Origin of the sequence: Mesorhizobium qingshengii (assembly GCF_900103325.1) — a bacterium.
GTDB classification, from domain to species: Bacteria; Pseudomonadota; Alphaproteobacteria; order Rhizobiales; family Rhizobiaceae; genus Mesorhizobium; species Mesorhizobium qingshengii.
In genome coordinates this window covers 1-12,002 of the sequence record NZ_FMXM01000045.1, presented here as the reverse complement: position 1 = coordinate 12,002, position 12,002 = coordinate 1, and the positions used below count along the sequence as shown (strand labels likewise).

General features: G+C 64.0%; 12 protein-coding genes. 9 read left to right on the top strand and 3 right to left on the bottom strand.

What is annotated here, in order from left to right:
* On the bottom strand, window positions 1–298 hold a 298-nt coding region (locus BLS48_RS33175; protein ID WP_167365346.1), incomplete at its 3' end, for a helix-turn-helix domain-containing protein.
* Window positions 299–402: 104 nt separating this feature from the next.
* Here BLS48_RS33175 and BLS48_RS33170 point away from each other — a divergent pair.
* Genes BLS48_RS33170 through BLS48_RS33160 form a run of 3 tightly spaced genes read left to right on the top strand, consistent with a single transcriptional unit; the run spans window position 403 to window position 3,072 of the window.
* On the top strand, window positions 403–969 hold the full coding sequence (locus tag BLS48_RS33170; protein ID WP_091586536.1) for a sigma-70 family RNA polymerase sigma factor: 567 nt from the start codon (window positions 403–405) through the stop codon (window positions 967–969).
* Complete coding sequence (locus BLS48_RS33165) at window positions 966–1,634, top strand: anti-sigma factor (protein ID WP_091586534.1); 669 nt, start codon at window positions 966–968, stop codon at window positions 1,632–1,634. Before BLS48_RS33170 ends, BLS48_RS33165 begins: the two co-directional genes overlap by 4 nt.
* Window positions 1,624–3,072, top strand: a complete 1,449-nt coding sequence (locus BLS48_RS33160; protein WP_091586532.1) for a S8 family serine peptidase — start codon at window positions 1,624–1,626, stop codon at window positions 3,070–3,072. Before BLS48_RS33165 ends, BLS48_RS33160 begins: the two co-directional genes overlap by 11 nt.
* An 11-nt stretch (window positions 3,073–3,083) precedes the next feature.
* Here BLS48_RS33160 and BLS48_RS33155 read toward each other — a convergent pair whose 3' ends face one another.
* Window positions 3,084–3,578 carry a hypothetical protein gene (locus tag BLS48_RS33155; RefSeq protein WP_091586530.1) on the bottom strand — a complete coding sequence of 165 codons (495 nt, stop codon included), beginning with the start codon at window positions 3,576–3,578 and terminating at the stop codon, window positions 3,084–3,086.
* Window positions 3,579–3,679: 101 nt separating this feature from the next.
* Here BLS48_RS33155 and BLS48_RS33150 point away from each other — a divergent pair, with 101 nt between their 5' ends.
* Window positions 3,680–4,588, top strand: coding sequence for a LysR substrate-binding domain-containing protein (locus BLS48_RS33150; RefSeq protein ID WP_091586528.1), 909 nt, complete (start codon window positions 3,680–3,682; stop codon window positions 4,586–4,588).
* Between the two features lie 185 nt (window positions 4,589–4,773).
* Here BLS48_RS33150 and BLS48_RS33145 read toward each other — a convergent pair whose 3' ends face one another.
* Complete coding sequence (locus tag BLS48_RS33145) at window positions 4,774–5,796, bottom strand: LacI family DNA-binding transcriptional regulator (protein WP_091586526.1); 1,023 nt, start codon at window positions 5,794–5,796, stop codon at window positions 4,774–4,776.
* A gap of 364 nt (window positions 5,797–6,160) precedes the next feature.
* Here BLS48_RS33145 and BLS48_RS33140 point away from each other — a divergent pair, with 364 nt between their 5' ends.
* The 5 genes from BLS48_RS33140 to BLS48_RS33120 all read left to right on the top strand — a co-directional run.
* Window positions 6,161–7,516: an ABC transporter substrate-binding protein gene (locus BLS48_RS33140; protein WP_091586524.1), complete on the top strand. Its 1,356-nt coding sequence runs from the start codon at window positions 6,161–6,163 to the stop codon at window positions 7,514–7,516.
* Between the two features lie 246 nt (window positions 7,517–7,762).
* Window positions 7,763–8,776 carry a carbohydrate ABC transporter permease gene (locus tag BLS48_RS33135; protein WP_091586522.1) on the top strand — a complete coding sequence of 338 codons (1,014 nt, stop codon included), beginning with the start codon at window positions 7,763–7,765 and terminating at the stop codon, window positions 8,774–8,776.
* Between the two features lies 1 nt (window position 8,777).
* On the top strand, window positions 8,778–9,932 hold the full coding sequence (locus BLS48_RS33130) for a carbohydrate ABC transporter permease (protein ID WP_091586520.1): 1,155 nt from the start codon (window positions 8,778–8,780) through the stop codon (window positions 9,930–9,932).
* A 4-nt stretch (window positions 9,933–9,936) separates the two neighbouring features.
* On the top strand, window positions 9,937–11,601 hold the full coding sequence (gene bglA / locus BLS48_RS33125; RefSeq protein WP_091586518.1) for a beta-galactosidase BglA: 1,665 nt from the start codon (window positions 9,937–9,939) through the stop codon (window positions 11,599–11,601).
* A 25-nt stretch (window positions 11,602–11,626) separates the two neighbouring features.
* A partial coding sequence (locus BLS48_RS33120; RefSeq protein WP_143019580.1) for an ABC transporter ATP-binding protein occupies window positions 11,627–12,002 on the top strand: 376 nt, incomplete at its 3' end.

The following is a 12,002-nucleotide window of genomic DNA, read 5'->3' as shown; positions in this document are numbered from 1 at the left end:
AGATCTCGCGACATATTGTCGATGGGGATCGCCCGAGACTTCGTGCAATAGCGCGGATTGCGAGACCCGCCGCGATCCCGCGAGAGATTTCTTCGCGCTCCGCCAGCCCGAGCGCCGAGGCCGCTCTACGCCTTGCTGACGGAGCAATGCCGCCGTGTAAGGATACGATCCGCTGAACGCCGGTCTTGTTCCGGCGGTCCAGTGCCCGCGAGATCGACGAAATGCTCTGACCTTGCTTCCATCGCTCCCAAAGCTCGGCCTTCTGCGCTGACGTAAACCAGATCCGTGACGTCACCATGCAACACCTCCTCATCCTCTCAGATTAAGAGTGTTGCGGCGACCTATTGAACCCACCGACCGATCAGCGACAGAGCAGACAGGAGCCAGGCGGCTCGACCGGCCATGACGGTAGCGACGGAGACCGATCGCGTGCTTGTCGACCGGGTCGCGAAGGGCGACCGTGCCGCCGTGCGGCTCCTGTTCATGCGTCACCACGCGCGGGTCTACCGCTTCGTGGCGCGCCAGACGGGATCGGAAATGATGGCTGACGATATCGCGAACGAAGTTTTTCTCGAGCTATGGCGCCAGGCGCCAGGCTTCGAGGGACGCTCCGAAGTCTCGACGTGGCTGCTCGGCATCGCCCGTTTCAAGGCGCTGTCCCTGCTGCGCAAGAAGAAGGAAGACTGGATCGACGACGAGGCCGCCGCCGCGGTGCCCGACGGCGCCGACACGCCGGAAGTCGTCACCATGAAGGAGGACAAGGCCGCCGCCTTGCGCCGCTTCGTCGACGCCTTGCCCGAAGAGCATCGTACGGTGATCGACCTTGCCTATTATCACGGGCAGTCGGTGACCGAGATCGGCGAGGTGCTCGGCATCCCGGTCGCGACCGTGAAGACCCGGATGTTCTACGCCCGCAAGAAACTCGGCGAGGCCCTCAAGGCCGCCGGTTACGATAGGGGGTGGCCATGAGCGCCGCTGAGAAGATGTCGCGCCGCGACGAAATGGAAACGCTGCTGCCGTTCTACCTGAACGGCTCGCTGGAAGGTTCGGACCTGGAAGCCGTCGAGGAATGGCTGGCCAGCGATCCGGCCGCGCTTGCCGCCCTTGGCGAGGCGGAAGCCGAATTCTCCGGCACCACGGCGGCCAACGAAGCGATCCGGCCGCCGGCCGATGCGCTCAGCCGCTTCGCCAGAGCGCTCGACGCAGAGGCCGGACCTGTGCGCAGGCCGGCAAGCTCGTCCTGGCTGGCGCGGGCCTGGGGCCGCTTCATGGCAGTGCCGGTCGGCGTCGCCTGGGCGGCGGCCGCGGTGCTGCTGGCGCTGGTCATGGTGCAATCGCTCGTCAGCCCGGGCGGCAAGAGCGGCAATTTCGAGATTGCCGGTGCACAAGACGATCTGGCAAAAATGCCGTTCGCCCTGGTCAAGTTCAAGCCGGACGCGAAGATGTCGGACATTGCGGGCTTCCTCGGCAGCAACGGGCTGAAGATCATCGGTGGACCGACCGCCGACGGCGTGTTCCGGCTTGGCATCCCGGCTGCCACCGCGGCCGACTACACCAAGCAACTCGGCCTTGTTGCCGCCCAGCCTTTCACTGACACTGTGATCGAGGGAAGGAAACCGGTTGATGGCGGCTGAGGCGGTCATTCGATTTGCGGCAATCCTTGCGGCGGCGATGACAATCGCCGCCGTGCCTGCGTCGGCGCAGACCAACGCCGCCAATCCCGAACAGACGAACATCGACTGCCGCAACGGGACCAATGCGGCCGGCGCCGACTGCGCCAAGGATGGCAGTGGCGGCGGCGATGGTGCCGGTGGTTCGGGTCCTGCCCAAGCCGGCGCCGTCTTTCTTCCCGCCCTGATCGTCGACCTGTTCCCCAATCCGGTCGCCCCTCCGACACCGGTGCCGACGCCACGGCCAGACCCCGCGACGCCGCCTGCGGACACGCAGGCCGGTCCGCCGGCGGGCGGCCCGATCGTCTCGCCGACCGATCTCATCCCAGTCCAGCCACCGCGAGCGGTGGTCGGCGATTTCGTGCCCGACGAGGTGCTGGTGACCGTCGACGGCGATGCCGGTGCCGTGCAGCAGATCGCCGCTTCCTTCGGCCTGCAGGTGCGCTCGCAGCGCCAGTCCAGGCTGCTTGGCACCACGCTGGTGCGCTTCGGCATTCCCGATGGCCGCCCCGTCGGCGTCGTGCTGGCGCAGCTTGCCGCCGACGGCCGCACCCAGCGGCGTGAGCCCAACCATGTCTATTCGCTGCAGCAGGCCGCCTCCATCGTCAACTACGCCTTCGACCGCATCGCGCTCGATGCCAAGCAGGCCAGTGGCGAGAACGTCCGCGTCGCGGTGATCGACACCGGTATCGACGACACCAATCCGGCGCTGGCCGGCGTTATCGCCGGACAGTTCGACGCCATGCCCGACGTACCGATCGAAAAGCGCGACCACGGCACCTCGATCGACGGCCTGATAGCCGGGGTAGGCGCGCTGGAGGGCATGGCGCCGGGCGCCAGGATCTACCACGCCCGCGCCTTCGAGGGCGGCAAGTCGACCATGGACGTCATCCTGTCGGCGCTCGACTGGGCGGCTGACCAGGACGTCCGCATCATCAACATGAGCTTCGTCGGCCCGAAGAACGAGTTGCTCGGCACCGCCTGCCGCAATGCGCGGGCGCTTGGCATGGTGCTGGTGGCGGCGGCCGGCAACAACGGGCCGAAGGCGCCTTACGGCTATCCGGCCGCCTTCGACGGCGTTATCGCGGTGACCGCCACCGACGCAAAAGACGGGCTGATGCCGCAAGCCAATCGCGGCGCCTATGTCTTCATCTCGGCGCCCGGCGTCGAGATGGTGGCGCCGAGCGGCGCCGGCTCGGATGTCGTCACCGGCACCTCGTTCGCGGCGGCGATCGTGAGCGGCGCCATTGCCAACTTGCTCCATGCCGCGCCAGACCGCTCGGCCGATGACATCGAAAAGGCGCTGGCGGCAACGGCGAAAGATCTCGGCCCCAAGGGGCGCGACAATGACTTCGGCTATGGGCTGCTGGACACCAAGGCCGCAGGAACGGCCAAAGAATAGCCTGCGACGGCTCAGGTCGCCTTCTGCCGGGGGCGTACGAGAAAATAGAATGCGGCGACGTGTGTGATCATCAGCAGCGGCACGTAGATGACCGGAATCGGGTAGGTGGCGCCCAGTTCACCCGCGCGTGCAGGAAGGCCGATCTGGATGGCGTGATAATAGTCGACGATGAGGTCGATCATCCCTACGAGATTGAAGGCGACGACGAACGGCCAGAAGAGCTGAGGTATCCTCACCGCGAGCAGCGCCAGCATGGCCAGCACCCCCGTTGCGAAGTCGCCATAGGCGGCGAACACGGCGAAGCCGGCGGGCAGATTGGGGCTTACGACGCCCGGAAGGAGGAAGACGAGCCCGAAGAAGCGGAAGCTGTGCAGAGTAGCAATTGCGCGTTGCGCCGCGACCCGATCCATCGAGCTCAGCCACGGCAGACCGTATGCGCCGAAGCAAAGCAGCCACGCGACATAGCCCAGAACGAGATGGATTTGGAACAACACTTCCGTGGACATTTGGCCTCCTCTCGCCAGTTGGCTTGCTCTGTCTGAGAGCTTCAATCGACTACCTAAGCCCGCTTCCATAGGTCGACTATCCGCTGTAATCACAACAATCCATGAAGCAGAACTACACAGTCCGGCATGGTGCACTGGAGGGTGTCGAGGTGTTCCTGGCTGTTGCCAGGCGCCGCAACTTCCGCCGTGCCGCCGCTGATCTCGGCGTGACGCCGTCCGCCGTGAGCCAGGCGGTGCGCGCGCTGGAAGCTCGCATGGGCGCGGCGCTGTTCGCCCGCACGACGCGCAGCGTCGGCTTGACCGAGGCTGGCCAGCGGTTCCTCGATCGTGCCGGTCCTGCCTTCGAGGAGATCGTCGCGGCCGGCGAGGCCGCCCGCGACGTAGGCCAACGGCCGACTGGGCTGCTGCGCCTGTCCGTGCCCCGCGCCGTCGTGCCGTTGATCTTGGAGCCAATGATCGCGTCGTTCTGCCGAGCCTATCCCGAAATCGAACTTGAGATCGCCGCGAGCGACGAGATGGTCGATCTCGCGGCCGGCGGGTTCGATGCCGGCATCCGCCTCGGCCAGTTCATCGCGCCGGACATGATCGCGGTGCGGCTCACGCCGCCATTCACGTTCGTGGTCGTCGGCAGTCCGGACTATCTCGAGCGCCACGGCTGTCCCGAGCATGTCGAGGACTTGCGCCACCACGCCTGCCTGCGCTTGCGCCGCTCGAACGGCGCCGTCGCGCCCTGGTCCTTCGTCGACGGCAACGGGGCGATCGAGGCGATGGTCTCGGGCCCCTTGATCGCGCACGACTATCCGACGTTACTCGGGGCCGCGATGCAGGGCGTCGGGCTGGCGCAGACGCCTCGACCGGTCGCCGAAGGGGCGATCGCCGAAGGAAAGCTCAAGCCGGTGCTGGACGGCGTCGCCGCCACGACGCCGGGCGTCTTCCTCTATCATCCTGGCAAGCGCCAGGTCCTGCCGAAGCTGCGCGCCTTCATCGATCACCTCAAATCCGCGACCTGAGACAATGAAATGGATGCCGGAACCCTTCCTTGCGGAATACGACTTCCGGCAGCCAGGACGCACAGCAATCCGCTGGTCAAACGCGGCACGCCGGCTACGAGCCAAGAGAGGTCACCGTTGCGGGCGCTGACCAGCAGCCGCTGAGGGTCGACCTCTGTCGTTCAGAATGATTGGATTTTGACCCCTCAGGCCGGCGCGCCGGCGACCGATCCCCTGACCACCAGGTCGACCGGCCAGACTTCGCCGCGGGCGCCCTCTTCCAGGCCGGAAATCCGTGCCGCCAGCCGTTCGGCGATACGCGCGCCAGCGAGGCGGATGGATGAGCGCGTCGTCGACAGCGGCACGGAGAAATTCTCAGGCCTCAGCCAGGGAAAGACGTCGTCATGGGCGATCAGCGACACGTCGCCAGGGATCGTCAGGCCGAGGTCGCGCACGGCGCGCACGACGCCGAGCGCCATGATCAGGCTGGAGCAGGCGATTGCCGTCGGCGCGTCGCCCTCTTCCAGCAGACGCCGGGTGGCGCGATAACCGTTCTCCTCGGTCATGGCCACCGAACAGACATGGCGCTCGCCCAGTTCCAGGCCGCTCGCCGCCAGGGCCCGGCGCACGCCGCGCTCGCGATGGATGGCGAAGGTCTCGCGGTCGTCGCCATTGATCAGCGCCAGCCGGCGATGGCCCAGCTGGATAAGAAGCCTGGCTGCCTCGTGGAAGGCGCCCTCATTGTCGATGTCGGTGAATGGATAGTCGAAATCCAAGCCTTCGCTGCGGCCATGCACGATGAAGGGAATGCCGAGCGTGTTGACCAGCGCCACGCGACGGTCGGCGGGCCTTGGCGAGGAGATGTAGACGGCGTCGACCTGCCGGTTGGCGACGATGCGCCGGTAGGTCGTTTCCTGGTCGTCGGCATCGGCCGGCGACAGCACCAGGTCGAGCTCGTGCGAGCGGGCATAATCGCCGAGCCCCGACAGGAATTCGACGAAATGCGGATCGATGTCGACGGATGCACCGGTCGGCAGGACATAGCCGATCATGCCGGTCTTGCCGGTCGCCAGCCGGCGCGCGCTCGGGTTGGGGCGGTAGCCGTGGCGCTTGGCGGCGTCCATCACCCGCCGGCGCGTTTCCTCGTTGACCTCGGGATAGCCGTTCAGCGCGCGGCTTACCGTGGTCTGCGAAAGCGCCAGCATATGTGCGAGCTGCTTGAGGTTCACAGCAGGTCTCCGCGCCTCAAAGCGCTTTTAAATTGAATTGGCCAAGACGCCACGGTAGCGCGGCGACGCCATGAGCAACCATACGGGTGGTTTGACCAGATTTGAAACAAAAATTGCTGCTGCACCGCCATAAAAGCATGCTGCACCGCACTTTTCGACCTCGAATGGCCTTAAATTAAATCGATTAGCACATCACCCTCTTGACTTCCGAGCGATTCAATGGCGAGATCAAAAAAGCCAAAGCGCTTTGGAAGACTCTTCGAAAGGTTGCGGTTCCTTTCCGACTGAGTCACAGTCCTGCGGCGTCGGCGGACGGAATGGAGGTTCCGTCCGGTGTGTGTGTGACCCACTGGGAGGAATACCGATGAAGAAAATGCTTTTTCTGGGCGCCGCGTTTGTCACGCTCGCCCTGAACGTGCCCGCGCAGGCCGAACTGAAGTTCAAGCCGGGCGAGGATCCCCGCTTCGACTGGGCGAACTACGAAGAGCTCAAGAAAGTCGACCTCAAGGGCGAGACGCTGACCATCTTCGGGCCATGGCGCGGCGAGGACGAAGGTCTGGTGCGCGGCGTTCTCGACTATTTCTCGGAAGCCACCGGCGTCGAGATCAAGTACTCCTCCTCGGAGAACTACGAGCAGCAGATCGTCATCGACACGCAGGCCGGCAGCCCGCCGAACATCGCCGTGCTGCCGCAGCCCGGCCTGATCCAGGACCTGGCGTCGAAGGGCCTGCTGACGCCGCTCGGCGACGATACCGCCAAATGGGTCAAGGACAATTACGGCGCCGGCCAGTCCTGGGTCGATCTCGGAACCTTCAAGGACAAGGACGGCAAGCCGGGTTTCTTCGCTTTCCCCTACAAGGCCGACGTGAAGTCGCTGGTCTGGTACTCGCCGGACAATTTCAAGGAAGCCGGGTACACGGTTCCCAAGACGCAGGAAGAACTCGCCGATCTCGAGAAGAAGATCATCGCCGACGGCGGCAAGCCGTGGTGCATCGGGCTTGGCTCCGGCGGCGCCACCGGCTGGCCGGCGACCGACTGGGTCGAAGACCTGATGCTGCGGACCCAGACGCCCGACGTTTACGACAAGTGGGTGAAGAACGAGATCCCGTTCAACGATCCGGCGGTGGTCAACGCCATCGACATCTTCGGCAAGATCGCGACCGACGACACCATGGTCGATGGTGGCGCCAAGGCGGTTGCGGCGACCGATTTCCGCGACAGTCCGAAGGGCCTCTTCTCGGTGCCGCCGAAATGCTACCTGCACCATCAGGCATCGTTCATCCCGACCTTCTTCCCCGAAGGCACCAAGGTTGGCCAGGACGCGGACTTCTTCTACTTCCCGCCCTATGCCTCCAAGCCTGACCTGGGCACGCCCGTGCTCGGCGCCGGCACGCTGGCGATGATCACCAAGGACTCCAAGGCCGCGCGCGCCTTCATTGAATTCCTGAAGATGCCGCTCGCGCACGAGATCTGGATGGCCGAGGGCGGTTTCGTGACACCGTTCAAGGCGGTCAACAAGGCTGCCTATGCCAGCGATGCGCTGCGGAAGCAGGGCGAGATCCTCGCCAATGCCTCGACCTTCCGCTTCGACGGTTCCGACCTGATGCCGGGCAAGATCGGCGCCGGCGCCTTCTGGACCGGCATGATCGACCTGGTCGGCGGCAAGTCGGCCCAGGATGTCGCCACCGACATCCAGAAGAGCTGGGACGCGATCAAGTAGGCGGCCGGCCGGGCTCGGCCACCGAACGTCCGAGCCTTTCATTCTCGCACTGGATCCGGGCCCAGCCGGCCCGGATCCGACGGCGGCCCGCGCCGCGGCCTTTCGTCATGAGCGCATCGACATGAAGCGCAATCCGCACGTGAGAAACGTTTTGCGGCCGATCGCGCTCCACACAACTGAATCGGCGCCTGGTCCCGTCACCAAGGTCATTCAACCTTGGTGGATCATGCGCAGGGGGAGGAACCCATGGCGTCTCAGATTTTCTCGGCCATATTCGTCATCATCGTCGGGGTCGGCGGTTGCGTCGCCTATTTCTGGGGCGCCAACAAGCTGGTCGACCTGATATTCCCGTCGCGTGGCGTCGCCGGTGCCGCAGCCATCGACAATCTGCGCCGGCAGGGGCTGATCAGGCCATGGCTGTTCGTCGGTCCCGCGATGATCATCCTGACCATTTATCTGATATACCCGGTGGTCGAGACGCTGCGGCTGTCGTTCCTCGATCGCGGCGGCGCCAATTTCGTCGGCTTCGCCAACTATGAATGGGCGTTCGGCGATCGCGAGTTCCGCAACTCGATCCTCAACAACATCATCTGGCTGGCGGTGGTGCCGGCCGCCTGCACCTTCCTCGGGCTGATCATCGCCGTACTCACCGACAAGATCTGGTGGGGCACGATCGCCAAGAGCCTAATCTTCCTGCCGCTGGCGATCTCCTTCGTCGGCGCCAGCGTGATCTGGAAATTCATCTACGAGTATCGCGGCGAGGGCCAGACGCAGATCGGCATCCTCAACGCCATCATCCAGCATTTCGGCGGCCAGCCGCAGGTCTGGATATCGCTGCCATTCTGGAACAATTTCTTCCTGATGATCATCCTGATCTGGATCCAGACCGGCTTTGCCATGGTCATCCTGTCTTCCGCCCTGCGCGGCATTCCGGAGGAAACGCTGGAAGCTGCGGTCATCGACGGCGCCAACCCGTTCCAGATCTTCTGGAAGATCATGGTGCCGCAGATCTGGGGCACCATCGCCGTGGTCTGGACGACGATCACCATTCTGGTGCTCAAGGTGTTCGACATCGTGCTGACCATGACCAATGGCCAGTGGAACAGCCAGGTGCTGGCCAATCTGATGTTCGACTGGATGTTCCGCGGCGGCGGCGATTTCGGCCGCGGCGCCACCATCGCCATTATCATCATGATCGCGGTCATTCCGATCATGGTCTGGAACATCCGCCAGGCGAACAAAGAGACGGGAGGACATTGAGATGGCCGTCGCGACCGGAAACTCCTTCGCCAGCCGCTTTGGCGTCCACATTGCCGTCCTTGTCTTCGTCGCCATCTGGACCATTCCGACGCTCGGCATCCTGGTCTCGTCGCTGCGCGTCAAGGACCAGATCATCGCCTCGGGCTGGTGGAACTCGTTCTCCAGTTCCACCCAGACGGAAGCCGGCCGCCTGCCGGCCGCCTCGACGCAGGTCGAAAAGGACGGCAAGTTCGTCCTTCAAGGCAACATCTTCGGTGACGGCGCTGCCCGCAACATCAGCGCTTTCGGCGTCAAGTCGGCGTCGCCTACGCAATATCCCGCCGGCAGCGTCGCCGATCTCGGCGACGGCGTGACGTTGCAACTCAATGCCGACGGCAGCTTCGTCATGGCCTCGCCCAAGGCATTCGAAGGCGATCGCGGCCAGCGCGTCTACTATGCCTCGTCGGCGCCGCCGAAATTCACCACCGACAACTACAAGACCGTGCTGTTTTCCGAAGGCATCGGCCGCTCGTTCATGAACTCGCTGACCGTCACCATCCCGGCGACCGTCATCCCGATCCTGATCGCCGCCTTTGCCGCCTACGCGCTGGCCTGGATGCGCTTTCCCGGCCGTGCGCTGCTGATCGCGGTCATCATCGGGCTGCTGGTGGTGCCGCTGCAGATGTCGCTGATCCCGCTGTTGAAGCTCTACAATGGCGTCGGCTCGTTCTTCGGCGTGCCGTCTAAAACCTATCTTGGCATCTGGCTGGCGCATACCGGCTTTGGCCTGCCCTTCGCGATCTACCTGCTGCGCAGCTACATTGCCGGCCTGCCGCGCGAGATCATGGAATCGGCGCGCATCGACGGCGCCAGCGATTTCGAGATCTTCGTCAAGATCGTGCTGCCGCTGTCATTTCCGGTGCTGGCCTCGTTTGCCATCTTCCAGTTCCTGTGGGTATGGAACGATCTCTTGGTGGCGATGGTTTTCCTGGGTACGGAAGCAGACCAGATCGTGCTGACAGCCAAGCTCAATGCCTTGCTTGGTTCACGCGGCGGCGATTGGGAGATCCTGACGACATCGGCCTTCGTGACCATCATCGTGCCGCTGATCGTGTTCTTCTCGCTGCAGCGCTATTTCGTCCGCGGGCTGCTTGCCGGCTCGGTGAAAGGAGGCTGAGACAATGCAATTCGCTTTGAAGGCCAGTTCGAGACCTGACCTCGCCGTCGATCGCGACTGGTGGCGAGGCGCGGTGATCTACCAGATCTATCCGCGCAGCTACCAGGACTCGAACGGCGATGGCATCGGCGACCTCAAAGGCATCATCGGCCGGCTCCCCTACATCGCGGCACTCGGCGCGGACGCCATCTGGATATCGCCATTCTTCAAGTCGCCGATGAAGGATTTCGGCTACGACGTGTCCGACTATTGCGACGTCGATCCAATGTTCGGCACGCTGGCCGATTTCGATGCGCTGACCGCCGAGGCGCACAGGCTGGGCTTGAAGGTGATGATCGACGAGGTGCTGTCGCACACCGCCGACAATCACCCGTGGTTCAAGGAAAGCCGGTCGAACCGCACCAACCCGAAGGCCGACTGGTATGTCTGGGCGGACGCCAGGCCGGACGGCACGCCGCCCAACAACTGGCTGTCGATCTTCGGCGGGTCGGCGTGGCAATGGGACACCAGCCGCCAGCAATATTATCTGCACAACTTCCTGGCCGAGCAGCCCGACCTCAACTTCCACAACCGTCAAGTCCAGGACGCGCTGCTCGACGTCACCCGCTTCTGGCTGGAGCGCGGCGTCGACGGCTTCAGGCTCGACACCATCAATTTCTACTTCCACAGCCAGGGCCTGGAAAACAACCCGCCGCTGCCGCCGGAGGAGCGCAACGACCAGACGGCGCCGGCGGTCAATCCCTACAATTACCAGGACCATCTCTACGACAAGAGCCGTCCGGAGAACCTTGGTTTCCTCGAACGGTTCCGTGCCTTGCTCGACGAATACCCGGCAGCAGCAGCCGTCGGCGAGGTTGGGGATTCGCAGCGCGGGCTGGAAGTGGTGGCGGCCTATACCGCCGGCGGCAAGCGCGTGCAGATGTGCTATTCCTTCGATTTCCTGGCGCCCGAAAAGATCAGCGCGGCCAAGGTCCGCTCGGTACTGGAAGCCTTCGGCAAGGTCGCCAGTGACGGCTGGTCGTGCTGGGCCTTTTCCAACCATGACGTGATGCGCCCCGCCTCGCGCTGGGCCGCCAGTGAGGCCGACCCGACCGCCTATCTCAAGGTCATCTCGGCGCTGCTGATGTCCTTGCGCGGCTCGGTCTGCATCTATCAGGGCGAGGAACTCGGCCTTGGCGAAGCCGACCTGCGGTTCGAGGATCTGCAGGACCCCTATGGCATCCGCTTCTGGCCGGAATTCAAGGGCCGCGACGGCTGTCGCACGCCGATGGTGTGGGATGCCGCCGCCAAGAATGGCGGCTTCTCCTCAGCAAAGCCGTGGCTGCCAGTGCCCGGAAAGCATCTTTCGCAGGCGGTCAGTGTCCAGCAGGGCGATGATCGCTCCTTGCTCGAGCACTACCGGCGCTTTCTCACCTTCCGGCGCGCCCATCCGGCGCTGGCCAAGGGCGACATCACCTTCATCGAAAGCCAGGGCGACACGGTCGCTTTCACGCGCCGGGCGGGCAATGAGCAGATCGTCTGCGTCTTCAATCTGGGAGCCAAGCCGACCGCGATTGACCTTGGAGACCGATCGCTGCACCCTTTGCCCGGGCACGGATTTTCGGGCCAGACGAGCACTGGTTCCATACAGCTCGGCGGCTACGGCGCCTGGTTCGGGCGCATCGACTGAATTTCAAATCACTGGGAGGAAACCAATGGCCGATGTCACGCTAAGACAAGTGAAGAAGTCCTACGGCAATCTGAACATTCTCCACGGCATCGACCTCGATATAAAGTCGGGCGAATTCATCGTCTTCGTCGGCCCGTCCGGTTGCGGCAAGTCGACCTTGCTGCGGTCGATCGCCGGGCTCGAGGAAATCACCTCCGGTGAGCTCAAGATCGCCGGCGAGGTGGTGAACGACGTGCCGCCGTCGAAGCGGGGCATCGCCATGGTGTTTCAGTCCTATGCGCTTTATCCGCACATGACCGTCTACGACAACATGGCGTTCTCGATGAAGATCGGCAAGGAAAGCAAGGCCGAGATCGACAAGCGGGTGCGGCAGGCCGCGGAAATCCTGCAGCTGACCAAAT